This is a genomic window from Paenibacillus mesotrionivorans, from assembly GCF_046098205.1.
In the GTDB taxonomy this organism is placed as follows: domain Bacteria; phylum Bacillota; class Bacilli; order Paenibacillales; family NBRC-103111; genus Paenibacillus_AR; species Paenibacillus_AR mesotrionivorans.
Genome location: NZ_JBJURJ010000003.1, coordinates 1 through 24,687 on the forward strand (window position 1 = coordinate 1; position 24,687 = coordinate 24,687).

Here is a 24,687-nt window from a genome sequence, read left to right on the forward strand (position 1 = left end):
CGCCTCATAACAAAAAGAAAGGGTTTCGACGGAGCCCAGAGCACGGATGAGTTTTCGTAACGCAGCAGGCGTATGCGGAATACTTCCATAATACCGGGGAGCTTCTTGGCCGACTTCAGCAATGGCGACGGCGATGGTATCTTTCGAGACATCCAAACCGATAAATTTTGTGGTAGAATGCATAGTAACAGCTCTCCTTTGCTATGTAGCTCTGAAATGGGTGGTGGTCACTTTCCATTTTAACCTACGACAGTAGCAATTTGGAGGGCTGCCCTTTGTTTACGTTCATCTTAGCTAGCGCATCTGCCCAGTTAGCGTTCCTGCCCGATCCTACCTGCTTGCCCGCCTGCCCGCCTCTTCCCAGTTAACGCTTCTTCCCAACTTCCACGTTTTGGCCCCCTGTGTTCCTGACCCCGTTCGCCCGCTAAACGTTTACCCGTCACCCATTAACCGTTCACTTCTCATCCATTCGCCCGCTGGGCTCTCCGTTTCCCCTCCGGCACCTTCCGGCCCACCAGGATCGGCAGAATGAGCTGGCAGACAGCGCCGCCCAACAGAATGAAGGCCAGCTGACGCCCCTCCACCTCCTGCAGCAGCAGGATCAGCGCCGTAATGGAGATTACCCGGCCTGTGTTCAAGAAGGCCTCCCGCAGCACCACCGACTCTACCCGAAAGTTGCCCTTTAAGGGCAGCTTGCCTACATGATTGTAATAGTGGGAGGTTAACGTATTGCCCTGCAGCGGGTTGAAGAAGGAATACAGCACCATAAACGAGATAACCGACCAAAGCGACAGCCCGCCCAGAAGCAGGGAAGCGGCGGCGATCAAACCGACTCCGGAAATCCACAGGTAGAGTGTGGTATGCTCCGCCTTGGCAAACCGGGAGATCAGCATCCCCATGGCGATGGTAATGAGAGAAAACAGCACACTCATATACCCGATATGGTCCTCACGCGGCATGACCTGGAACAGCAGGATATTCGGCAGGAACAGCATGATGCCCTGCAGCAGCCCCAAGGCGAAAAATCCCCACAGGCCGCGCAGCCAGCCCGGGCTCCGCCTCATCATCAGCAGCGTGTGCTTCATATAATAGGTTTTGTGCCGGGAGGGTTTGGCCTTGATCTTAAGACTGCCTACCGCCGCCAGCAGGAACATAAAGAAGGCGATGCCAAATACGATGATATAGCCGTGCAGCCCGTCGTTCAAGGCAATCACGCGCCCCGCCAGAGCAGGCCCCAACAGACCGGCGAAGGTGAAGAAAATACTGTTCATGGCCAGATAATGAATGCGGTTGCGCTCATCCGATACATCGTACATCAGGACCAGGTAACCCACCCAATAGAAGGCGCCGGACAAGCTGGCGAACACGGCAAACACCGGATACCATTCCGCCACCAGCTCCTGGGCCGCCACCACACAGATATAGAAGGCGGAGATCAGGAGCAGCCCCAGCCGGTAGGCGTACATCCGGTCGGTTTTTTTAGCCAGCCAGCCCCCCAGCATAAAAGCGAAGGGCGCCACCGCATAGTTAATGATATTGTACATGCCGTTGACCCAGATGCTCTCGGTCAGCCGCCATAAATACAGGTTTAGAAAAACACCGGACATGGAAGCCCCGAATTGGAAAAAAGAGTGGATCAGAAGCGATACCTTCGCCTCCTGCCCCAATCTGCGCTCAGGCGGCACAGCGGCGCGCCTGGCCCCAAACCCTTTGATAAGACCCTGCAAGCCTGCCCTCAAATTGATCCGCTCCTACATCATGCTGTTATAAAGACAGTTCCCCTACTTTCACTCATATTGTAACACAGCCTTCGTTTCCTTGATTTGCCCTGAGGAGGCATATGGCCTCTATAACCGCAAAAAACCCCCGGCTAATCAGCCGGAGGCGGTATTCGCACGTAATCCCTTACTTTTTCTTCAGGTTATCCCACGTTTTCTGGAATGCGTCGAAGAGCTGATCCTTGGAGCTTTTGCCGGCGGCATACGCCTGCATGGAAGCGCCAAATTCCTGACCCGCCCCGTCGGGGAATTTCATGAAGTTCCAGGACAGCAGCTTGTTGTCCTTGGAGTAGCGGGTGATTTCCGCGGCGATGTCCCCCAGGTCCGCCGGGTCGGCGGGAATGTTGGTCAAGGCCGGAATAAACTTGAATTCCTTGGTAATGTACTTTTTGCCGGCGTCAGAAGAAACCAGCCAGTTCAGGAATTCCTTGGCCTCCGGCTTCACCTTGGACTTGTTCCAGATCACCCAGTTGTTGGGGACACCTGTGAGAATCTTGTCGCCCTCGGCAGCATCCTCGCCAATGGGCATCGGCAGAAGGCCCAGCTTGATGTTGGGATTGATCCCGTTGATCTGCACCTGGGTCCAGTTCCCCTGCTGCATCATGGCCGTTTCCCCCTTGGCGAACAGAGTCACCTGGGAGTTGTAATCCGTGGTCAACGGATTTTTGTTGCTGTACTTCAGGGACAGGTCCAGGAGCTTGATCCAGTTTTCCATCACCGGGTTGCCCTTGAATTTCTGGGTCCCGTCGTTCAGCCCTTTAATGAAGGCGTCGGGATTGGGCTTCTGGTTGGCGAAGGCTACGTTCAAATTATGCAGACCCAGCACCCACCACTCCTGATACCCGTTGGCAAAAGGGGTAATACCGGCCGCCTGGAGTTTTTTGGCCGCCTCCTCCAATTGGCTGAGGGTCTTGGGCGGATTTGTAATCCCCGCTTTGGCGAACAGATCCTTGTTGTAGATATAGCCGTAGCCTTCAATCCCCATGGGCATGCCGTAGAGCTTGCCATCCTTCATCATCGGCTCCTTGGCTACCTGGACCACATCCTTGACCCATGGCTCGCCGCTCAGATCCTCCAGATGCTCCAGCCACACATCCCGCTCCGAATACCCGCCGATATTGAAGATATCGGGAGACTCATTGGAGGCGAACTTGGTTTTGAGCACCGCTCCATAATCCCCGTTTCCCCCTACGGTTTCAATTTCCAGCTTAACCCCGGGGTGGGAGGACTCATATTCCGCCTTCAGCTTGTTCATCTGTTCCACTATCTCAACCTTGAACTGGAAAATCTTCACCGTTACATTCTTCTTGGAGGCCGTACTGGCCTGCCCCCCTGCCATTGTAGACGAATCACTCCCGCAGCCTGCCGCCAGACCTGCGGTTAAAGCTACTGCCAATCCTGCTGTTACCCATTTTTTGACCATTCAAAATCTCCCCTTTTTCTCAATTATGTTTGTTTTGCAGCAGGTTCAGCAGCACCTTAACCGCCTCTGCACGTGTTGCCTTGTCGCCGGGGGCGAACCGGTTCCCGTCTTTGCCTTCCATCATGCCAAGCTCATACAGAACCGCCACAGAGCCCTCGGCCCAATCCGGAATAACCCCGTCATCCACAAATCCGGCTGCAGCAGCCGCTTCATTGGCCTTCCCCAAAGCGGTGGCCAGCATCTTCGCCATCTCGGCACGGCTGATCTCCACATCCGGACGGAAGGAGCCGTCCTCGTAGCCGGCAATCATCCCGGCCTCCACCGCCCGCGCTACCGCATCCAACGCCCAAGCGCCGATCTGATCCTTATCGGTGAAGGTAAGGGCGGCCTTGCCTCCCTGCGGCTTAAGCGCACCCATCAGCATCACGGCAAATTCCGAGCGTGTAACTGTCTGATCCGGCTTGAAGGTGCCGTCCGGGTAACCGTTGACGATTCCCGCTTGAACCGCCTGCCGGATAGCCGCCTCCGCCCAATGCCCCGCAAGATCGCTGAAGCTGACCGGCGGTTTGGGGACGGGCGGTTGTACCGTTTGGTCCACGCCGAATACGGCAAACTTGCCCACATTCTTCACCTTCACGGCAATGGTGTTCCCTCCGGTATTCCCGTTTACCTCGCCGCCTGCCTTCACCCAGCTCCGATTCCCTTCGTCATAGGCGAACACAACGGGCTTCTGGCCCTGCTTGAGCTTAGCCGGATCGAAGGTCAGGACTAGAGTGATCTCCTGATCGAAGGGCTCGGAGAAGTTCTTCTGCAATTCGAATACCGGACTGGCGGAAATATCCTTGCTTCCAAGCAGCGGTGTGGTGTCCGCTACCTTGCCGACAGTGAGCCGCAGATCCTTTTGGACAGCACCGGCGGGAATGATGATCTTGATGTCATCGCCAATACCGAACTCGCCCTTTTTTCCTGCCGGAAGGGTAAATTGGCTGCTGTCAATCAGGCTTGGGGTTGCCCCGCCGGAGGAGGAGCTGCCGCCGGAGGAACCCCCGGAATAGCTGGCCGTCCATTGGGCATACAGCGTGATATCCGCAGCCCCCATGGTGAAGCGGCCGCCTTCGGCATAGCTGCTCCCGCTGCCGTCCGCCTCCGTATTCCAGCCCTTGAAGACATACCCCGTTTTCGCCAGATTGCCCGTATTGCCATAGACGGCTACCGTAACCCCCTGGGCATACGTTTGGCCGTCAACCGGCACAGAGCCCGCAGCTGCTCCATTCTTGTCATACGTCACGGTATAGGACGGCGCAGCGAATACCGCCGTGACCTCCACTGCTTCACCGGGCATGATGAAGCTGTCATCTGTGATGCTGAGGCCCTCCGGCCGGATCACCTTCCAGCCCTTAAACAGATACCCGGGCTCAGGTGCAGCAGTCAACGATACTACTGAATCCTTCACCGCAGACACAGCGCTGGCGCTTGCCGTGCCGCGGCCCTCCGTGGTGACGGTGATGCCGTGGCTGGCGGAGGACGAGCTGTCTACAACATGGACCGTGAAGGCGGCCGGATTCCCCTTGTCAAACAGGATGGAAAAATCCACCTTGCCGCCGCTTTCCAGTCCAAGCTTATCCAGGCCGTCATTCTTGATCGTCAACACATTCTCCGTGACGGCAAAACCATCCGTACCTAGGGTTCCGTTATAGACGGCTCCCGTTACCGTTCTTGCGTATACCACTCCGGTTACCGATTTGGCTTCATTCCAAATGACATTTGTGCTTACATCGCCGGGAACGTACAGGTCATAGGTAGCCTTGTCGGGGCTGAGGTCCGCATCCTTCTTGATGACGGTGATGGTGAAATCCTTGGTGTAATCCGCTCCGCCAACCCGCCCTGCTTCTATCCTTGCGGTGACCGTTACCTCTCCCGCTTTTGTGGCGGATAATACATTGCCGTTCAGCACCGCCCCGGTTTTACCGGCATTTTTGATACTCCACATGATGCTCTTGCGGGTTGCAGCATCGGGGGAGACCGTACCGAAAAGCGTCTTTTCCTGCCCCGCTTCCATGGTGGCCGGAACAGCCGTAAGATCAGCCACAGCCCGGAACTCACTTTCCGTCAGATTGCGGATTTCAATTTTGAAACGCTGATGGTCCTTGGATTCATCATCGGCCACCCGCACCACAGCACCATTGTTCAGGGAGGCGCCGTCAACAGTAAGAACCTTGCCGTTGCTTTTATTGGTGATCTTATAATACTCCCCGTCGCGCTCCAGCCTCCACTGCTGGGTATCCGGTAAGGAGCTGCCCGCAGCCTTCACATTCTGGCAGATTTGACCAATGGCGGAACCGGCCTTCAGGTCGATGGCATGGCCGCTTTGCACTGAGGTGATCTGGTAATAACCGGTTCCAAGATCCAGAAACCGCCACAGCTGGTTATTGCCGTCGCCATTTGCCCATTGGTTAATTACCGCCCCTGGATCGCTGGATACCCTGTCCACGTCCAGGGATTTTCCGCTATGCTTCGGTTGGATCTTCACCATGGTTTCAGGGGTGATTTTCTTCGCCGAGGAGCTCATGAAGCCGCCTGCGAATTTATCGAGGGTCAAGCTGTCGATGTTGAAGCGTCCGGTGTCCTCGCCTTCCCGGATGAACTCAATGATATTCCTCCCGGCCTTCAGGTGCACCGTCTCTGTTGCATCCGACCAGGTATCCCAGTTGGCTGTAGGCGGCAAAGCAACCTGCTTGATCCGGTTTTCATTCACATACAGTGTCATCTTGATATTGCCTGCCTGGGAGCCGGAATACCGCAGGGTGGAGGTGTAATCTGCCGTATAGGGCACATTGACCTCAAACCGGAGAGAGTCCCCCTCCTCCTCAAATCCCCCCACAAAGCCATTGCCGTCATACCATAAATGATCCCGTGCCACCTTCAGATTGTCGGAACGGTCTGCATTCTCGGCCTGATACTTCCACGGCGTACGTTTGTTCAGATGGATGTTGTCCAGATTGACCACATCCCCGGTCTCCGTCTCGCTTCTGTAGGTGATGGTGTTTTTGCCCTTGCCCAGGGGCACTGTCACTACCTGCTCCTTCCACACCGCAGCGCCTCCCGTGGGGGACAAAACTACGTCCCGGGCATATGCGCCATTCACATACAAAGCCAGCGTTTTGTCGGTGCCTTCCTTGGCGTAGCGGAGCTTGATGTCATAGTCTGCCGCATGCTCCGTCTCCACAGCAAATTCCACCGAGGAGCCCACTTTGGCCAGACCGTTCACATACCCGATTCCCGTATTGCCCTCCTTCGCCTTCACCACCTTGGCATCCTTGGCCCCCGTGGTTTTGGCGTATTCGGCCTCGTAGGTCCAGGTAGCGGCTTCGGTAACCGTGATGTAATCCAAATTTACATTGCCGGTATCTCCTTGGTCATACCGGTACATAATGACGTTTTCCCCTTCCTTCAGGAAAACATTGTCGTACCGGTCGGCCCATTTATCCCAGCTTTTCAGACTGAAAAAATCCACTTGTTTGATCTTGGTGCCATTCACATACATGCTCAAGGTTCTGTCGTCGGCAAAACCCAGGCTGTAGGCCAGCTTGACGGAATAGCTGCCGGCATGAGCGGCATTCACCTTGAAGGAAACCGCCGACTCTCCAATCCACAGTCCTCCGACAAAGCCCGTTCCGCTGTACCCCGGATGGTCGGTATCCGTTTTCGCATTTCCGGACAGCTCGGCATTTTCCGCTTCATACAGCGCGCTTTTTTTCAGAATCAGAGCATCCAGCGCCAAGTCGCTTTTGCCGGAAAGACGGATCTTGTTGGTCCCGGCGTTGAGCCGGAGGTTGTGGACGGTTTTGTTATCAAAGTTGCTTGCTGAACCCGCATTGGAGGGAAAGGAAATAGCGCCACGGCTCTCCTGATTGACAGCCAGCTGCATACTGACCGGACCTGCCGTATTGTTGTTATAGCGGAAATCCAAGGAGTAGGCCTCTTCCGATTCCGTGTTGACCGTAAATTCCACATAGTCGCTGTCCTTGCCGCTGCTGTATTTTACATACCGGGCATCAGAAGCATACAGGCTGCTCCCCGTTACCTTGGCGGCGCCGGACAATTGGGCCTCCTCCGCTTCATACACCTCGCTTTTTTCCTCACCTGACGGCCTGCCCAGCACGGTGCCGGGATTGGACGGAATGCCCAGATTAATGAAATCGCTGTCATCCCAGTTGATACGTTGGGCTCTGATACCCCGGTTGCCCCCGCCCTGCCCGTGGGTTGGGATGCCATGATAAAGAATCCAATCCTCCGTGCCGTCCTCCGACTTCAGGAATAAGGGTGAGCCAGGCCCATAAGAGCTGTTTTCATCGGAGCGTTTCATCGCCGGCTGGGGATACTTCGTCCAGGACGCTTCGTTCATAATATCCGAGGACAGATCCGCTACGGATACGCCTACCGCATAGTTATCGTTCATAAAGCTGCTTGCCGAATAAGCAAAATATACCTTGCCGTTACGTTCCACAACTGCAGCGCCTTCGTTGATGTTGTCGCCGTGTTTTTCCCAATCGTACACCGGCCTGGCCAGGGTGACCTCCTTGCCCTCCAGCTCCCACGGGCTTTTCATCTTGACAATGGTGGGGCATTCGTCGAACCTGGTTTTTCCGGTGGCCGGATCATAATAATAATAGTATTTGGTGTAGGTAAAATAGCGCTGTCCATTGATGATGACGATGCCGCATGCCAAACCGTAACCCTCTGTGTTCAGCAGCCCCTGCTTATATGTAATCTGCCCGTCCTCGTCGGCATTGGAGGAGCCCCCCTTCAGCGTCCACGTCCCTTCGAACGGATCGGGGGAAGCATTTTCCAGTACGTAGGAGCTGGGGTGCCCGAATCCGAAGCTTTTCTCCGGGCCGGAGGCAAAATAGATATACCACTTGCCATCCAGCCGGTAGATGTAGGGTCCCCATACAAACCCGAAGTCCTTCGGCCTTTCCCAGACAACCCGGCTTTTGGCGGTGGCCACCCCAAGAATGGTTTCGTGCCGTTTTAACGTAATGTTACCGTCACTGGCAGCTGAATAATAATAGCCGTCCGCCGCCCTGGCGATGGTGGGGTCCGCCCCCTTCATCAACGGGTTCAGATAGTGGGATGTTGCATCTGCGAAGGCGGTGGCCGCCAGGAACAGGACAAGCATAACCGCCAAGGGCAGCAGGATGAAGCTCTTTTTCCTCATTGCAGCAATTTCCTCCTTTATGGTTCGGATGATAATTATCCCTTGACTGACCCGGCTGTAATCCCTTCGATAATATGCTTCTGCATGGACAGGAAGAAAAGGATAATGGGAATGAAGCCCAGCACCAGCGAAGCCAGCCCCAGATCCCACTGCTTGGTATATTGGGCAAAAAAAGAGCTCGCCGCCAGCGGAATGGTCCTCAGCCCGGGACTGTTCAGGATCAGCAGGGGCAGGAGAAAGTCATTCCAGATCCACAGGCTGTTCAGCAGCAGCACGGTCACGGTCATGGGCTTCAACAGAGGGAATACGATCCGCCAGAACACCCCATAGGCCGAGCAGCCGTCCACTACCGCCGATTCCTCGATTTCCGCTGGAATGGATTTGATGTACCCGTGGTACAAGAAAACAGACATCATCGCGCCGAAGCCGAAATAACAAATGATAATCCCTACGTAGCTGTTCTGGATACCCAAGGTGCTGACCACCTTCACCAGCGGGATCATGATGGATTGGAAGGGAATGATCATGGAAGCCACGAATAATCCGAACACCATTTTGTTAAAACGGGTGGACCGGCGGACAATCCGGTGCGCCGCCATGGCGCTGATCACCACCAGGCCGGCATTGGCGATAACCGTGATGATGAGCGAATTGCCGAATACCCTGGGGAACCGCAGAAGCTCCCAGGCTCTGGCATAATTGCCGGGATGCCAGGACCGGGGCCAGCCGGCGGAGTCGGTGAGCAGATCCCCGAAGCTCTTGAGGGAATTGATTACCACAAAGTAGAAGGGAGTCAGGAAAAGCAGGCCGATGGCAACGGCGAGGCATTCGGCGGCAAGAATCTGCAGATTGTATGATCGAGCGGTGCGCATTACGCCTCCACCTCCTTGCGCTTCGTCAGAAAGACCTGCAGCCCGGTAATAGCCGCTGTCCCTATGAAGAACAATAGCGCCTTGGCCGTGCCCAAGCCATAACGGTTGTTCTGGAAGGCTTCCGCATAAATATTAAGCGCGATGGATTCCGTAGACCGGAACGGCCCCCCTTTGGTCAACGACATGTTCAAATCAAACATCTTAAATGCCCAGGAGATGGCCAGAAACAGACATACGGTTACCGCCGGCATGATCAGAGGCAGAATAACATGCCGGAGTGTATCCCGGAAGGTGGCGCCATCGATCCGGGCCGCCTCCATAAGCTCGGAGGGAATATTGACCAGCCCAGCGATGTAGATGATCATCAGATATCCTGCCCCCTGCCAGACACTTACGATCAGAATGCCCCAGAATGCAGTCCGTTCGTCCCCCAGCCAAGGCAGCTCGAAAAAACCGATCCCTGTTGCGGCGCCGATGGATGCGAAGCCCCGGATAAAGATAAACTGCCAGATAAACCCCAGCAGCAGGCCTCCGATTACATTCGGCAGAAAAAAGACAGTGCGCAGAATATTCCGGGTTTTGAGCGGCCGGGTCAGCAGCAGGGCTAAGCCGAACGCCACCACATTGGTCAGCACTACGCTGCACACGGAAAACCGCGCCGTGAAGGAAAACGCCCTCCAGAAGGCCGTATCCTTGGTGAAGATCTGGCGGAAATTATCTAGTCCCACCCACGACATAGTGGAGTTCACTCCGCTCCAGTCCGTGAAGGAATAGACCATCCCCAGAAAAAAGGGGATCAATACAATAACGGTAAAAAACAACAGAGCCGGTCCTACAAAAACCATCTGGACCCCCCACTCCCCCCAGCCTCCGGTTCTTTTTTGGGCCGCTGCCTGCACGGCCGGTCCGGTAGAAATCAGGGCTCCTTCCCGTTGACCATTCGCCATTTCCGTTGTCTCCTTTCGTTGATCCGCCTCCTCATATCACGCTTTACTGTGCGGGAGGTTCCCTGTACACTAAGTATAAAGTTAGGCGCAGCGGAAGGACACATTGCCAGATGACCAGAAAAGTGTAAGATATTGACCTGTTGCCCCCTATGGAAGGAGCATACCCCTGTGAACCGGATCAAGGGAAGCATCCGCAACAAGCTGATTTTGTTTATGCTCATCGCCACCATTATTCCCATTGCCGCCTCCATCCTCATTACCTACTCCTCCAACAAGGAAACCATTAAAACAAACGCCGTCCAGCAGAACAGCCACTTAATCTTCCAGGGAAAAACCAACCTCATGTATTATCTGGGCATTGTTGATCAGGCAACGTTAAGCGCTTACAGGGATTATCAGGTTTTCGGTATTCTCCAAAGCGGCTATCACGGGAGCATCGAGCAGCGCAACGACCTGCTGCGCTCCATTCAATTGGTAAGCCGGTCCATCGGCGAGGTTGCCCAGGTGCATCTGGATCTGTATGCGTCCAGGGAGCACTTTTTGTATGTAAACGGCCGGTTAACCAGCTCCACACGGGAATCCCCGCCGCATACGGTGCCGACACGCCCCTTCAACGGATATCAATCCTACACGGAAGCGACCCATCTGTCCCATGACTACGGGGTCAGCTATTTCCCGAAGAATGAGCCGTACCCGGTACTTACTCTGCACCGCCCCTTCTATAATGTGCCCTCCACCCAAGAGCTGGGGTTATTGTCGGTGGATCTTCGGTTGGATTTTTTCGAAAAAATCTGTGCCCAGCTTTATAACCGCGATTATGAAAATTTATATATTTTGGACGAAAATGGGACTGTTATCTACAGCAAAAACGAGGCCGAATGGGGAATCCTCCTGCAATACGGCTGGCTCGGGCAGCTTACCGGGGAAGAGGGCAGCTTTGAGTGGAAGGAGGGGGCAAACAGCGGCATGACCATCTACCAGCGTATGGAGACCTCCTACATGAACTGGACTATCGTCAAGCAAATTCCTTACAGCCACCTGTACAAGGATGCCCGGGATCTGACCCGGATCAATGCCGGGGTGTACACGTTGTTTTTGGTGATTGTCATCGTGGCGACGGTTATCATCTCCATCCGCTTTACAGCCCCGATTCAAGCGCTTACTGCCGCCGTCAACAAAATCCAGTCCGGCCAGCTTCATGTGGAGATTGACTCCAAAAGCACAGACGAGATTGGTGTGTTGGCCCGCCGCTTCCGGATTATGATGCAAACCTTGAATGACATGATTCTGCGGGAATATGCCTTGAAGCTGGCCAACCGGACCAATGAGTTGAAAGCGCTTCAGGCCCAGATTAACCCCCACTTTCTTAATAACGCCTTACAGTCCATCGGCACCCTGGCGCTTCAGCACGGGGAGAACCGGATTTACACCCTGATTGCCTCCTTGGGAAAAATGATGCGCTACCAGATGAATACGGATAAAACCATCGTCCCTCTGCAGCAGGAGATCGATTATGTCAAAGGGTATCTGGAGCTGCAGCAGCAGCGCTTCGACGGGAGGCTGCAGGTGGAGCTGGAGGCCGAGCCTGAGGCATTGGCCATTCCCGTGCCTAAGATGACGCTGCAGCCGCTGGTGGAGAATTATTTCAAGCACGGCTACGACTCCACCGCCGGAGGGCGTATCCGCATCGCCGCCACCCTGTCCCCGGAGGAGGAGCTGCGGGTCGAGGTAGCCGACGACGGCAGAGGTATGTCCGTCTTGGAGCTGTCGGCGCTCCGGGAGAAGCTGCGGCAGGGACCCTCTGGCGGAAGCGGGGAGGATGGGGGCATCGGCCTCTTGAACGTAATTGCCCGTATCCGGCTGTATTACAATCCGCTGGCAGAGCTGAAGGTAGACTCTCCAGAGGGAGGCGGGCTGAGAGTGGAGCTGTACATTCCCCTGAAAGAAGGAGGCCTGAACCATGAGGGCATTGATCGTGGACGATGAAAAGCATGTAAGGAGCGCTATCCGCCTGCTGGCGGACTGGCCGTCCTTCGGCGTTACCAGTCTGGAGGAGGCAGAGGACGGGGAAACGGCCGTCCGGCTTATTCCCGGGCTTCAGCCGGATCTGGTGTTTACCGATATGCTGATGCCGGGTATGGGCGGCACCGGGCTGCTGGAGTGGATCAAAACCCATTCCCCCCGGACCAAGGTGATTGTGATCAGCGGTCATGACGATTTTGAACTGGTGCGCACAACAGTGAAATACGGCGGGCTGGACTATCTCCTGAAGCCCATCGATCCGGCAGAGCTGGGAGAGGCGATCCAGAAGGCGGTGGACAGCTGCCGGTTGGAGGCGGAGACGGAGCGGCGGCTCCAGGAGCAGCATATGGAGGTGAACCAGATCAAGCCGGTGTATTGGGAGCGGATGCTGTCCAATCTGCTGGACGATACCTCCTATTACGGAAAGCTGAAGGACAGTCTTATCCGTGACCTGGGTTATTCCCCGGAAATCCAAGAATGCCGGGTAGGCGTAATCGGACTGGCGGACATTCCGCCGGTTATCCGCCGGAAGTTCGCCTCCGGCACGGATTTGCTCTATTTTTCACTGCTGAACATCTGCAATGAATACCTGGGCCGGGACAAAACCGGCTACGCCTTCCGCCACGGGGACGGCACCGGTACCATTGTGCTGCTGATCTGGAGGCACACCGCTAACGCCGGGGAGCTGGTCCGGCGCATCGCAAGCGGCATCCGCCAGACCCTGGGCGGAAGCTTCGATATGGGGCTCAGCGGAACCGCCCCTTTTCCCCTTGGCACGGCCAACGCTTACCGGGATGCGATTCATGCTCTGCGCAGCCGCAATCTGCTTGTCCGCAGCGGGTGGATTCACGAGACTCAGACCGCCCAGGAGCCCCCCTTCCGCCCGCTCCCCTTCCGGGAGTATGAGGAGGAGCTGCGGCTGGCCGTGCAAAGCGCCCACGAGGGGCAGGTGGAGGCAGCGGCCGGCAAGCTCTTCGGGGATATCCGCCGGTGGGACCGGATTACCGTAGACCATCTGGAGCTGTGGAAGCAGGAGTTTGCTCTGTTCCAGGCACGCTGGGTTATGGACGGCACTGAGGTGCCAGAGCCTGCCGTCCCCCTGGAGGCAGACGGCTGCCTGTCCTTGTCCGTTTGGGAGCAGCGGATTACGGAGCAGCTGCTGAAGCTTGCCGACCTGCATACCCGGCAGCTGCGGGAGGACCGGCACATCATCTACGAAATCGCCCATTATCTGCGGGAGCATGCCGAGGAAGAAATTTCGCTGCAAGACATTGCCGACCGCTTCTATCTCAGCCGGGAATACATCTCCCGCAAATTCAAGCAGGCGTTTAAGGAAAACCTGTCCGACTATATCGCCCGCATCCGCATCGAAAAATCCAAGCTGCTCTTATTGAATCCCGACTACCGCCTAAGCCGGATCGCCCTCCAGGTCGGCTACCAGGATGAGAAATATTTCAGCAAGGTCTTCAAGAAGCTAACCGGACTCTCCCCAGGGGAATACCGCAGGAAAGCGGGAGGAGACGACGGATCGTAACAGTTTGTTCATGGCTCTGACAGCAATCGCCACTAAAGTCCCTCGCCCCTGACGGAAGACCTATGCTATACTAGGGCGTGTATGCAAACCCGCTTGAGGGCATCTTTCACCGCCTTTCGCCCCTTGCTTCGTTACTTTTGCTTGCCGTACCCCCGGTACGCCTTCACAAAAGTGCCTTGCCTGGGACGAAAATTCGTTAAATCTGCTCCCCTCGGAGTTTCCATACACACCCTGGGCGTGTACGCAAACCCGCTTGAGGGCATCTTTCAAATTTTTTCTTGAGGTGACATGTTCATGAGCTTGCCTTTGGACGCCAGACAGGATACGTATATGCGCGGCGTCAAATCCACTACTTCCAAAAGGAAGCACACTTATGCCATTCTTCTCATGGCCTGGGTTTTTTTGATCGCCTTGGGGGTATGGGGGACCAAAGCCTACAGCGATCATCTCCGGGGCCAAATCGCCACACAGATTGCCGAGCAGAACAAGACGCAGCTGGAAGCCATCCAGCATGATTACCAGACCCAGATCGGCGACCTGAAGATTGCATTCCAGACTGAAATCGCCAAGCTCCAAACCAAGGTGGATGCCTTGAACGAGCTTCTGGCCTTCACCAAGGACAGCGCCAACAGCAAAACCGACAACAGCAACCAGCTGTATACCCAACTGGCCGAAGTCAAGAAGCAGCTGGAGGAGCTCCAGCATAATCTGGATGTGTTGAAATGAACCATAAGCAAGCCGTCAACCGGCTCTTTCTTTTGGCTACCGCTCCTTTTTTGGGGATGGCCGTCTGGATGCTGGCAACAGACAGCGCCCAGTTGATGCCTCCCATTGCCGCTATGTCTTCAGCAGAGCTGCCCCAGGTGAATCTGTCCGAGGATGCGGCGGGCCTTGACGGCAAGCTGGAGAAGGCCACCCAGGACAGCTCCGCTATCCAGTCCACTATAATGAAGCACTACGATCTGTATAATGAAAGCTCCGCCCAGGTTTCGGTAATGCTGAAAACCGCCTCCGAGCAGAAGAACAAACCTGCGCAGATTTTTGAGCGGCGGATTACCAATATGCTGGGTGCACCCATCCGTTCGGCCTCCTCCGGCAATATTGAGCTGAAGCTGTATACCTTCTCCGCCTCATCCTATAAGGGGTACGCGCTGAAGGCCGAGCTGAAATCGGATAAAGCCATGAAGATGGCCTTGGCCGGGGACAAAATCGGCAAAAGTGAAACTACCTTAGCCGCGGTGAACCGTCTTGGCGGAATCGCCGGTGTAAATGCGGGAGGCTTCGCCGACGAAAGCGGCACAGGCAAACGTTACCCTACCGGCAATACCATCCAGAACGGCAAATATGTGTACGGCTTTTTCCCTTCGGACGGGCTGAGCTTCGTTGGTCTGAACGACCAGCGCCAGCTTATCGGCGGCATGTTCAACAAACAGGAGGAGCTGGATAAGCTGAAGCCCCAATTCGGCGCCTCCTTCACTCCGATTCTGCTGAAGGACGGCAAGAAACAAACCATTCCTGTCAAATGGATGACCAGCCCTTACCGGGCGGCCCGCACGGTGGTGGGAAACTTCAAGAATGACCAGCTCCTGTTTATTGTGACCGACGGCGGCGATGACCGGGGCAGCGCAGGGGCATCCTTGCCCGAGCTGCAGGACAAGCTCCAGCAGATGGGTATCCGCGACGCGTACAATCTGGACGGCGGCGGCTCCTCCACCCTGGTCTGGGGCAACGAGCTGATCAACCGCCCCTCCGACAACGGACGGATGCGCTCCATGCCCACTCATTTTGTTTTCTTCAAATAAGGCAAAAAAAGAAGCATCACGCCGGCCTTAGGCCCGGGAGCGTGATGCTTTTTATGTGGAACTTTTGAAACAAATCAGGCCTGTTTCAACAGCATGTTCATTTCGCGCAAGCAACCGGAACAAATCTGTTTTTCCTTGAAGTCTGTTACTTCCTCCATAGACCCGCAAAACACACATCTCGGACGGTAACGTTCCAAGATAATATGGTCGCCTTGAACCAAAATCTCAACGGGATCTCCCTCGTTCATTTGATACCGCTTGCGCAGCGATTTCGGTAACACGATGCGGCCCAGTTGATCTACCTTGCGCACGACACCTGCTGGTTTCATGACGTACCCTCCTCTAGAAGATAATTATTCTTGCCCTATAACAATTCAATATTAATACAAAAAACCCTGCTAGAAACATAAATATTGACTTAAAAATGTTAAAAAATTATGTAAATAGAAGGTTTGCTGGTTTATTTCAGTTCTAAAAACCCATTTTGCCTTAACGCTTCGTACAAAATAATCGCCGCGGAATTGGACAGGTTCAGGGAACGGACCGCATCCGTCATCGGCATCCGGATCGCCGTATCCGTATGGGCTTGGATAATATCCGGTCCAAGACCCTTGGTTTCCTTGCCGAACACCAGAAAATCCCCGTCCCGGTAAGCCATATCCGTATACAGCTTGTCCGTTTTGGTAGTAGCGCAGAAGAACCGGCCCTCCGGATAAAGGTCCTTCACCTCCTGGAAGCTGTCATGATAATGAACCTGAACCGCATGCCAATAGTCCAAACCGGCACGCTTCAGGGTTTTGTCATCGGTATTAAAGCCCAGCGGGCGCACCAGATGGAGATGCGTTCCCGTAGCGGCGCAGGTCCGCGCAATATTGCCGGTATTGGCCGGAATTTCCGGCTCCACCAGCACAATATGAAAAGCCACAATCGTCACCTCGCAAGAAATAAACGCTCCGGCTATCTATTATACATCATTTCAGCAGAAAATTTACACCGGCTTTACGATCCCTTAATACCGCCATAGCAGGAGGCTGTCATACTGGTTGAAACAATAGACATTTTACTGTCCGAAAACCTAAAGGAGAGTCGCCATGAAGACAAAAATCTTGGTTGTCGATGACGAGCCTTCCATTTCCACTCTCATCGACTTCAATTTGAAGCAGGCGGGTTATGATGTGAAATGTGTGATGGATGGGGAAGCCGTGTTTGAGGCTGTCCATTCCTTTAAGCCGGATCTGGTGGTATTGGATCTGATGCTGCCCAAGCTGGACGGCATCCAGGTATGCCGCAAGCTGCGGAACTCCCGCATCCGCACCCCCATTATTATGCTGTCCGCCATGCAGGAGCTCAATGACCGAATCGCCGGGCTGGATAACGGCGCTGACGATTATATGACGAAACCCTTCAGCCCCATGGAGCTGGTTTCCCGGATTCACGCCTTGCTCCGGCGTGCCCGGATGCACGGGTTGGAGGAGAAGCAGGAGCCGGCTCCCACCTATCAAGTGGGCGGACTTCTGGTGTCTCCCGAGCAGCGGGAGGCGTTGTTGAATGAAGAGCTGCTGGATTTGACGCCGAAGGAATTTGAGCTGCTGGTTTTTCTGTGCAAACACCGGGGAATGGTGCTGTCGCGGCAGCAGCTTTTGCTGGGGGTGTGGGACTATCATTTTGTGGGGGATACCCGGATTGTGGACGTGCATATCAGCCATCTCCGGGATAAGATCGAGTCGGACGTGAAGAACCCCCAATATATTGTGACGGTGCGCAATGTGGGGTATAAGCTGCGCGAGCCGGTCCGGGAGGTGTCCACTTCATAAAAAAGGCTTTCGCATAAAAGCAGGCTGGCCGCTTCGAACGGCGCAGCCTGCTTGTTGTCTAAGCTTCCATAAATGGGGGCTCCCCCAAAAGTAACCGGAATTCGCAACAGAGCATCTCGTCACTTTTGGGGGATCGCGGTTACAGCTTAAACCGGGATACAGCCTGCTGCAGCTCCTCTGCCATGGTGTTCAAGGAGCCTGCGGAGGCCGTAATCTCCTGCATGGAGGCCAGCTGCTCCTCCGTAGTGGCTGCCACCTCCTGGATTTGTCTGCTGGATTGGCGGGCGATGCGGGAGGTTTCCTCTACGGAGGCCGCTACTTCCTGGGTTCCGGCGGACATCTCTTGGGCGGTTGCAGATACCTCTTCAATTTGGGTGACGACCCCAATGATAGCGGTGCGGATGCTGCCGAAGGCTTCTCCTGCCGATTCCACCACGGCCAGGCCCTCCCGGCTTTGCACCATGCCCTCCTGCATCCCCTTCACAGCAGCCGCCGTTTCCACTTGGACCTGGCGGATCAGCTCCGTGATCTGTCTGGCTGCCTCTTCGGATTGGATGGCCAGCTTCTTGACCTCGGATGCTACCACTACAAAGCCTCGGCCCTGCTCCCCTGCCCTTGCTGCTTCTATGGAGGCGTTCAGAGCAAGCAGGCTAGTCTGGGAAGCGATTCCCGACATTACCCCGATGATCTCGCCGATCTCCCCGGAGCGCTCTCCCAGCCGCTTCACACGCTCTGCTGCAAGGTTTGCCGACTGATAAACGGTATTCATCTGCCTGACGGCATGCTGAGCCGCCGCATTGCCCTCATCCGCCTGCTGTCTGGCATGGACGGTCACCTCATGCACCGCCGCAGACGACTCGGCGATACGGGTGATTCCTTGGCTCATTTCCTCCATGGCTCTGGCACTGTCCTCCGCGCCGCGGACCTGCTGCTCCGAACCGGCAGCCACCTCTTGGGCTGCATCCGTTATATGCTGGGTAGCCGCCGATGTCATCTCCGCATTGGCGCTCATCATCTTGGCACTGGCCACCAATTGTGCCGCACCCTCATCCACCTTGCCGATAATCCCGCGGAGCTGTCCCATCATATCCAGGAATGCTTCAGACAGCTCCTGGATTTCATCCTTGGTCCGCACCTCCAGCTTCTTAGGCTGGAGGTTGCCTGCGGCGATCTCTCTCGCTGCGGCTGTTATGCTGCGGATGGGCCGGGAGATGGCGTAGGCGATGAGGAACCCGATGGCCAGAGACAGCACAGTTGCGCCGATTCCTGCCCCCAACGCAAGCCGCTTGTCCCAAAGCACAGAGTCCTTCACCTCCTGCTGTTCCTCGGTCATAAGAGCCAATTGGTCGTTAGCCAGATTTTCCGCCAGGACGGCCAATTGAGTAGCCACCGGGAATACGCTGAATTCCGCCTCCCGCAGCCCCTTGTCCGCGGGCATCGCCAAGGCTGCATCCACCCGCTCCTTGTAATCCAGCGCCAGCCCCTTCAGCCGTTCGAAGCGCCCGGCATCCTCCTCCGAGGTGACGAAGGGAAGTGTTTCCTCCACCAGACTGATGACCCGCGTGTTAGCCTCCGCCATCCGTTCGATGGATGCAGGCGTCTGTGTCAGATAATATTCCCGGATATAGTCATTTTGCTGAAGACCTGCAGATTGAATCAACTGGGCGTGGGTCAGCACCTTCACCCGTTCATCCACCAATGCATGAAACCGTGATTCGACGTCACCCAAGGAACGGTAGAATAAGCCGATGACAATGACCATAAAACATGCTACTGCCAAAAAACCGCCGATTAACTTGCGTCCGATTGTAAGCTTCATTTGCGCATCAGCCCTCTGCCTTCAGCACCTTTGTCAGGTTTTTTGACATCATTTTACCTATGTTTGATAATTTATTCTGTGACAGATATCATAACATGCAAAAACCCGACAGGAACCGTCCTGTCGGGTTAGAAAAATTGCCATATATTCTACAAATTAGCCGTGGGTGCGTTTGAATTCGTCCAGCAGATCCACCAAAGCCTTGCAGCTTGCGTAAGGTACGGCGTTATAAGTGGAAGCGCGGAGATGGCCGACGCTGCGGTGGCCGCCCAGGCCTACGAAACCGTTCTTCTTGGCCAATGCAAGGAATTCCTTCTCCAGCTCTTCGGTTTGCAGCTTGAAGGTTACGTTCATAATGGAACGGCTGTCCTTCTGGGCCAAACCTTCATAGAAGCCGCCGCTGTTATCCAGCACATTGTAAATCAGGTCGGTCTTCTCGCGGTTCGCCTTCTCGACAGCTGCTACGCCGCCTTGCTCCTTGACCCACTTCAGCACCAGGTTAACCATATAAATGGAATATACCGGTGGTGTGTTGTACAGGGAGTTGTTCTTCAGATAAGTGCTGTAGCGGAGCATGGTGGGAATGGTCTTGGGTGCGTTGTTGAACAAATCTTCCTTAGCAACAACGATGGTGACGCCGGAAGGACCCAGGTTCTTCTGAGCACCGGCGTAGATCAGGGAGAACTTGGAGGCGTCGATGCGCCGGGACAGGATATCGCTGGACATATCCGATACCAGCGGAATGCTGCCTGTATCCGGGAACTCCTGGTATTGGGTGCCTGCAATGGTTTCATTGGAGGTCACGTGCAGATATGCCGCGTTCTCCGGGATTTCGATTTCGCTCAAAGCGGGAATATGTAGAACGCCTTCCTTGGAGCTGGCGGCGATATGGGTCTCTCCGATGAGTTTGGCTTCCTGGATGGCCTTCTCCGCCCAAGAGCCGGTCATAACATAGCTGCCTACCTTGCCTGCGGTGAGCAGGTTCATAGGAAGCATGGCGAACTGCGTGCTGGCACCGCCTTGCAGGAACAGTACCTTGTAGCCGGCAGGGAGCTCCAGTAGCTCAAGAAGCAGCTGTTGGGTCTCGTCGTTTACCGCTTCATACTCCTTGCTGCGGTGGGATACCTCCATGATGGACATGCCGATCCCTTTAAAATCAACAATCTCTTCCTGCGCCTTCTGCAATACTTCCAGCGGGAGCGCCGCAGGCCCTGCATTAAAATTATAGGCTCTAGTCATGAAATTCCACACCAACCCTTCACGTTTGTGTCTATGATAGCAAGATTCAATAGGTTCATCAAGTAGCTTTAAGCGCATTCACAGAAATTTTCTTTTATTCTTTACAGCGGTTATGAACCATATTTTTACATGATAAATATTTTTTATCGAAAGAATAAACAGCAGAATTCCAACGAGACATGTGAAGTTTTCTTCCATTCTTTTCTTGCTCCGCAGAGTAAAAAAGAAGCCATCCGGAGAATGGCTCCGAATGGCCTGTGTCTGGTGCTTCCGATTCAGGGAAGCAGATACACCTTCACCTGCTGGTAGCCGAACTTCTTCAGCTCCTCACGGGTTCCCGGCACAAAAAGATCGATCCGGTTCCCTTTAAGGGCATTGCCTGTGTCCGTAGCTTCCGCAAACATCCCGCCTACCGGCAGACCGTTAAAGTCATACCCTTCCACATACAGCTTGGTGCCCAGCGGGATAACGGATGGATCCACCGCGACAGTTCCCACTTTCAACGGATTGCCGAAATAGTCCACTGCCCCATATCCGCCGTTTTCCTTGGGATCGGCTGAGTATGCCGTGGCCGTAAATGTGGATACCAGCTTCATCCGCGGCGCATACCAGGCCGGCGCGTGATAGTTGCCGTCTTCATTAAGAATGGCGATAAAATTGCTGGAGTCCCACTGCACCCTAATTCCTTTTGCTTCCGAAATAAACCGCAAGGGCACATAAACCCTGCCGTCGCGCAGCACTGCTGCGGTGTCCATAGCCTCAGCTTTCCCATCCACCATGGCCATGGTTTTGCCTGTTTCCAGAGTCAGGGTTTTGCCTGCGTCATTCTTCAGCTGCACATTGATTTGTCCGTCGGACAGGCGGGACCAATCCACCTGATAGCCCAATTCCTCGCTTACAAAACGGACGGGCACCTGGGTACGTCCCTGGTCATCAATAAAGGGCTGGGCGTCGGGAAACTGAATCAACTCCGTATTGACCTGCACCTTGACAGAAAGCGTTTCCGCCAAAGGAGCGACCTCAGCATGCGCCGCGGGAGCCGCAAACGCACAGAGAGAAATTGCTGCAGCACTTATGCCTGCAACCCATTTCTTTTGGTTAAAGATTGGCATGGATGATGGACCTCCTGAGTATTTCATCCGCATAATGCCGGATGATTCTCTGCCTCCGAGGTTAGTTGACGGGTTCGGGAAGAAGGTTGCTCCCTAGGCGCCTGACAGCAGCGCGCATTCACCCCTGTAAATCATCCCCCGTACCGGTTGTTTATATGGAAGCGTCCATACCGGATTCGGCTCTATTTAGGCTACCATACCCGCCAAAGCTGCATCAACCCTCAAAATATTACAGTTGGATAATAAATCAGAATCCCCCCACCGCACCTTCAACAACAAAAAAACCCCCGGAGAACCGGGGGCTGCGATCAATAAGGGTAATGGAATTACACTCCGAAGTACAGGGAGTATTCGTGCGGGTGAACGCGGATGGCGACAGCCTTGGCTTCAGCACGCTTCAGTTCGATGAAGTTGGCGATGAAGTCTTCGGTGAAGACGCCGGACTCGGTCAAGAAGGAGTGGTTGGCTTCCAGAGCGTCCAGAGCTTCCTCCAGGGAGCCCGGTACACTGCGGATTTCCTTCTTCTCTTCGTCGGACAGCTCGTAGATGTTCTTGTCCAGCGGACCATAACCCAGAGCAGTCGGGTCGATCTTGTTCTTGATGCCGTCCAAACCGGCCAACAGCATAGCTGCGAAAGCCAGGTACGGGTTTGCAGTGGAGTCCGGAGTACGGAACTCGATGCGACAGCCCTTCGGAGTTACGGCAGCGATCGGGATACGTACAGCCGCGGAACGGTTACCCTTGGAGAATACCAGGTTAACCGGTGCTTCATAACCCGGAACCAGACGCTTGAAGGAGTTGGTGGACGGGTTGGTCAATGCGATCAGAGACGGTGCATGGTGCAGGATACCGCCGATGTAATAGATCGCCATTTGGCTCAGGTTGGCGTATGCGCCTTTTTCGTAGAACAGCGGGTTGCCGTCGTTGAAAATGGATTGATGCACGTGCATGCCGCTGCCGTTGTCGCCGAAAAGCGGCTTCGGCATGAAGGTTGCAACCTTGCCGTATTGGCGGGCAACGTTTTGCACAATATATTTATACTTTTGCAGGTTGTCGGCAGTTTTGGTCAGGGTGCTGAAGCGGAAGTTGATTTCGCCTTGGCCGGCAGTGGCAACTTCGTGGTGATGACGCTCGATGCGCAGGCCAGCTTCTTGCAGAAGACGGCACATTTCGGAGCGGATATCCTGTTGGGTATCAGTAGGAGCTACCGGGAAATAACCGCCCTTAACGCCGGTTTTGAAGGCCAGGTTGCCGCCTTCTTCCTTGCGGCCGGTGTTCCATGCAGCTTCTTCGGAGTCCACTTCATAGAAGGACTTGTTCATGCCGCTTTCGTAGCGTACATCGTCAAAGATAAAGAACTCGGATTCAGGAGCAAAATAAGCGTCTGTTCCCAGTCCGGTGGTTTTCAGGTATTCTTCGGCCTTCACAGCGATGCTGCGGGGGTCGCGGTCATAACGGACTCCGTCAGGAGTATAAATGTCGCAAAGCAGAACCAGTGTAGGATGTGCAGTGAACGGATCAACAAAGGCAGAGTCCGTGTCCGGCATCATTACCATGTCGGATTCTTCGATTCCCCGGAAGCCGGTGATGGAGGAACCGTCGAAAGCAACACCAGTTTCGAAGGTTTCAGCCTCTACTTCTACAGCGGGAACAGACAAGTGATGGGATTTGCCGCCAATGTCAGTAAACCGAAAATCAACCCATTCAATACCCTTTTCCTTAATGGTATCCAGCACTTTTTGAACAGACATGGATAATTACCCTCCCTAATTCCGAACATTCACCGTTAAAATGGCGATCATTGTTCAATTTTTTACTCAACTTGCCATTATTATAAAGCCTTCATTTTTGGTCGTCAATACTTATGTAAGGTATTTTTTTGGGTCGTGTTAGGATTGTTTACACCCTCTGAATAAATGTTCACAAATTCACCATGAAAAGGCCTATCCCACTGGAGATCCAGGGAAATAAGCCTTTTCCTTCATTAATAAGGAATTTCAAAATCCGAATATTACTTCTTCCAAGAGCCTGCGAGAATCGGTTCCTTGCGGGTATTCAGGGTTTTCCCGCAGAGGGGCGCCAGCTTCTCCAGATCAGCCAGCAGATCGGAGAATTGATCCGGGAACAGGGATTGCACGCCATCGCCGGTCATCGAGTTGTCCGGGTCCGTATGCATCTCGATAATCAATCCGTCGCAGCCTGCGGCTACGGATGCCTTGGTCATCGGGACCACCAGCTCTCTGCGGCCTGTGCCGTGGCTGGGGTCGGAAATCACCGGAAGGTGGGACAAGGACTTCAGCACGGGGATGGCTGCCAAGTCAAGTGTGTTCCGGGTGTACGATTCGAAGGTGCGGATGCCGCGTTCGCACAGCATAACATTGGGGTTGCCGCCGGCCAGGATGTATTCCGCCGCATTCAGGAATTCGTCATAGGTAGAGCTGAAGCCACGCTTCAACAGAACAGGAGTCTGGATGGTACCCAGCTTGCGCAGAAGGTCAAAATTCTGCATGTTCCGGGTGCCCACTTGGAGAATATCCGCGTATTCGGCGCAAATATCCACGTATTCCGGAGTCATAACCTCAGTGATAGTCAAGAGGCCATGCTTCTCGCCGGCATCCTTCATCCATTTGAGTCCCTCTGTACCAATCCCTTGGAAGCTGTAAGGGCCTGTGCGGGGCTTGAAGGCGCCGCCGCGGAGAACCTGGCCGCCCGCCAGCTTCACCAGACGGGCGATTTCGTCGATCTGCTCAGGAGTTTCCACCGCGCAGGGGCCGCCCATAATCACCAGCTCGCTGCCGCCGATTTCCACTCCCTTAATCTTAATGACAGTATCGGCAGGATGGAATTCCCGGCTGGCCATCTTGTAGGACTTGGAGATGCGGACAACCTGTTCCACACCTGACATCTGACGGAGATGCTCAGCCAGCTGCGAATCGAATTTCCCGACAATACCGATAACGGTGCGATCCTCTCCCATGGAAACATGAGCGCTTAATCCGTGCTTCTCTATATAACGGACGATTTCATTAATCCGTTCTTGGCTGGTTTTATTCGAAGTGACTACGATCATCCCTGGCACTCTCCCTTAGCTATTGTTTCGCTTCAAC

General features: G+C 54.6%; 17 protein-coding genes, 1 pseudogene and 1 riboswitch. Of the genes and pseudogenes, 5 read left to right on the top strand and 13 right to left on the bottom strand.

The annotated features are described in order from the left end of the window. The 6 genes and pseudogenes from ACI1P1_RS04505 to ACI1P1_RS04530 form a co-directional block, all read right to left on the bottom strand. Positions 1-183 (bottom strand): annotated as a pseudogene (locus tag ACI1P1_RS04505) (IS110 family RNA-guided transposase); the annotation flags it as partial. 278 nt (positions 184-461) lie between these two features. Beyond that, complete coding sequence (locus tag ACI1P1_RS04510) at positions 462-1,739, bottom strand: MFS transporter (RefSeq protein ID WP_416215184.1); 1,278 nt, start codon at positions 1,737-1,739, stop codon at positions 462-464. A 166-nt stretch (positions 1,740-1,905) separates the two neighbouring features. Further along, positions 1,906-3,201, bottom strand: coding sequence for an ABC transporter substrate-binding protein (locus ACI1P1_RS04515; protein ID WP_416215185.1), 1,296 nt, complete (start codon positions 3,199-3,201; stop codon positions 1,906-1,908). A gap of 19 nt (positions 3,202-3,220) precedes the next feature. Then, complete coding sequence (locus ACI1P1_RS04520; protein ID WP_416215186.1) at positions 3,221-8,419, bottom strand: S-layer homology domain-containing protein; 5,199 nt, start codon at positions 8,417-8,419, stop codon at positions 3,221-3,223. A 35-nt stretch (positions 8,420-8,454) separates the two neighbouring features. After that, complete coding sequence (locus ACI1P1_RS04525) at positions 8,455-9,291, bottom strand: carbohydrate ABC transporter permease (protein ID WP_416215187.1); 837 nt, start codon at positions 9,289-9,291, stop codon at positions 8,455-8,457. Continuing rightward, a complete protein-coding gene (locus ACI1P1_RS04530; protein ID WP_416215582.1) occupies positions 9,291-10,136 on the bottom strand; it encodes a carbohydrate ABC transporter permease in 846 nt (281 codons plus the stop codon). Before ACI1P1_RS04530 ends, ACI1P1_RS04525 begins: the two co-directional genes overlap by 1 nt. Positions 10,137-10,406: 270 nt before the next feature. Here ACI1P1_RS04530 and ACI1P1_RS04535 point away from each other — a divergent pair, with 270 nt between their 5' ends. The 4 genes from ACI1P1_RS04535 to ACI1P1_RS04550 all read left to right on the top strand — a co-directional run bounded on the left by ACI1P1_RS04535 (position 10,407) and on the right by ACI1P1_RS04550 (position 15,596). Then, complete coding sequence (locus ACI1P1_RS04535) at positions 10,407-12,224, top strand: sensor histidine kinase (protein WP_416215188.1); 1,818 nt, start codon at positions 10,407-10,409, stop codon at positions 12,222-12,224. Then, on the top strand, positions 12,199-13,794 hold the full coding sequence (locus ACI1P1_RS04540; protein ID WP_416215189.1) for a response regulator transcription factor: 1,596 nt from the start codon (positions 12,199-12,201) through the stop codon (positions 13,792-13,794). Before ACI1P1_RS04535 ends, ACI1P1_RS04540 begins: the two co-directional genes overlap by 26 nt. 294 nt (positions 13,795-14,088) lie before the next feature. Beyond that, positions 14,089-14,520, top strand: a complete 432-nt coding sequence (locus tag ACI1P1_RS04545; RefSeq protein ID WP_416215190.1) for a hypothetical protein — start codon at positions 14,089-14,091, stop codon at positions 14,518-14,520. Further along, a complete protein-coding gene (locus ACI1P1_RS04550; RefSeq protein WP_416215191.1) occupies positions 14,517-15,596 on the top strand; it encodes a phosphodiester glycosidase family protein in 1,080 nt (359 codons plus the stop codon). The genes ACI1P1_RS04545 and ACI1P1_RS04550 overlap by 4 nt, the downstream gene beginning before the upstream one ends. Positions 15,597-15,670: 74 nt before the next feature. On the opposite strand, the gene ACI1P1_RS04555 is transcribed toward ACI1P1_RS04550, so the two are convergent. Then, entirely contained in the window at positions 15,671-15,925 is a 255-nt protein-coding gene (locus ACI1P1_RS04555; RefSeq protein WP_416215192.1) for an AbrB/MazE/SpoVT family DNA-binding domain-containing protein, read from the bottom strand. Between the two features lie 131 nt (positions 15,926-16,056). Then, positions 16,057-16,521 carry a tRNA (uridine(34)/cytosine(34)/5-carboxymethylaminomethyluridine(34)-2'-O)-methyltransferase TrmL gene (gene trmL, locus ACI1P1_RS04560; protein WP_416215193.1) on the bottom strand — a complete coding sequence of 155 codons (465 nt, stop codon included), beginning with the start codon at positions 16,519-16,521 and terminating at the stop codon, positions 16,057-16,059. Positions 16,522-16,687: 166 nt separating this feature from the next. Here trmL and ACI1P1_RS04565 point away from each other — a divergent pair, with 166 nt between their 5' ends. Continuing rightward, complete coding sequence (locus tag ACI1P1_RS04565) at positions 16,688-17,410, top strand: response regulator transcription factor (protein ID WP_416215194.1); 723 nt, start codon at positions 16,688-16,690, stop codon at positions 17,408-17,410. A 139-nt stretch (positions 17,411-17,549) separates the two neighbouring features. Here ACI1P1_RS04565 and ACI1P1_RS04570 read toward each other — a convergent pair whose 3' ends face one another. The 5 genes from ACI1P1_RS04570 to aroF form a co-directional block, all read right to left on the bottom strand. Further along, entirely contained in the window at positions 17,550-19,229 is a 1,680-nt protein-coding gene (locus tag ACI1P1_RS04570; protein WP_416215195.1) for a methyl-accepting chemotaxis protein, read from the bottom strand. A gap of 156 nt (positions 19,230-19,385) precedes the next feature. Then, on the bottom strand, positions 19,386-20,468 hold the full coding sequence (serC, locus tag ACI1P1_RS04575) for a 3-phosphoserine/phosphohydroxythreonine transaminase (protein ID WP_416215196.1): 1,083 nt from the start codon (positions 20,466-20,468) through the stop codon (positions 19,386-19,388). A 275-nt stretch (positions 20,469-20,743) separates the two neighbouring features. After that, complete coding sequence (locus tag ACI1P1_RS04580) at positions 20,744-21,580, bottom strand: stalk domain-containing protein (RefSeq protein ID WP_416215197.1); 837 nt, start codon at positions 21,578-21,580, stop codon at positions 20,744-20,746. 42 nt (positions 21,581-21,622) lie between these two features. Continuing rightward, positions 21,623-21,772, bottom strand: a riboswitch (cyclic di-AMP (ydaO/yuaA leader). 134 nt (positions 21,773-21,906) lie between these two features. Next, a complete protein-coding gene (gene glnA / locus ACI1P1_RS04585; RefSeq protein WP_416215198.1) occupies positions 21,907-23,331 on the bottom strand; it encodes a type I glutamate--ammonia ligase in 1,425 nt (474 codons plus the stop codon). A 260-nt stretch (positions 23,332-23,591) separates the two neighbouring features. Further along, positions 23,592-24,650 (bottom strand): 3-deoxy-7-phosphoheptulonate synthase, encoded by a 1,059-nt coding sequence (gene aroF, locus ACI1P1_RS04590; RefSeq protein WP_416215199.1) that lies wholly within the window; start codon positions 24,648-24,650, stop codon positions 23,592-23,594. Positions 24,651-24,687 lie beyond the last annotated feature (37 nt).

Bases quoted from the DNA above. Each gene is read 5' to 3' on its own strand.
- ACI1P1_RS04515 (WP_416215185.1), bottom strand. From the start codon at position 3,201: ATGGTCAAAAAATGGGTAACAGCAGGATTGGCAGTAGCTTTAACCGCA.
- ACI1P1_RS04520 (WP_416215186.1), bottom strand. From the start codon at position 8,419: ATGAGGAAAAAGAGCTTCATCCTGCTGCCCTTGGCGGTTATGCTTGTC.
- ACI1P1_RS04525 (WP_416215187.1), bottom strand. From the start codon at position 9,291: ATGCGCACCGCTCGATCATACAATCTGCAGATTCTTGCCGCCGAATGC.
- ACI1P1_RS04530 (WP_416215582.1), bottom strand. From the start codon at position 10,136: ATGGTTTTTGTAGGACCGGCTCTGTTGTTTTTTACCGTTATTGTATTG.
- ACI1P1_RS04540 (WP_416215189.1), top strand. From the start codon at position 12,199: ATGAGGGCATTGATCGTGGACGATGAAAAGCATGTAAGGAGCGCTATC.
- ACI1P1_RS04545 (WP_416215190.1), top strand. From the start codon at position 14,089: ATGAGCTTGCCTTTGGACGCCAGACAGGATACGTATATGCGCGGCGTC.
- ACI1P1_RS04550 (WP_416215191.1), top strand. From the start codon at position 14,517: ATGAACCATAAGCAAGCCGTCAACCGGCTCTTTCTTTTGGCTACCGCT.
- ACI1P1_RS04555 (WP_416215192.1), bottom strand. From the start codon at position 15,925: ATGAAACCAGCAGGTGTCGTGCGCAAGGTAGATCAACTGGGCCGCATC.
- ACI1P1_RS04565 (WP_416215194.1), top strand. From the start codon at position 16,688: ATGAAGACAAAAATCTTGGTTGTCGATGACGAGCCTTCCATTTCCACT.
- ACI1P1_RS04570 (WP_416215195.1), bottom strand. From the start codon at position 19,229: ATGAAGCTTACAATCGGACGCAAGTTAATCGGCGGTTTTTTGGCAGTA.
- serC (WP_416215196.1), bottom strand. From the start codon at position 20,468: ATGACTAGAGCCTATAATTTTAATGCAGGGCCTGCGGCGCTCCCGCTG.
- ACI1P1_RS04580 (WP_416215197.1), bottom strand. From the start codon at position 21,580: ATGCCAATCTTTAACCAAAAGAAATGGGTTGCAGGCATAAGTGCTGCA.
- glnA (WP_416215198.1), bottom strand. From the start codon at position 23,331: ATGTCTGTTCAAAAAGTGCTGGATACCATTAAGGAAAAGGGTATTGAA.
- aroF (WP_416215199.1), bottom strand. From the start codon at position 24,650: ATGATCGTAGTCACTTCGAATAAAACCAGCCAAGAACGGATTAATGAA.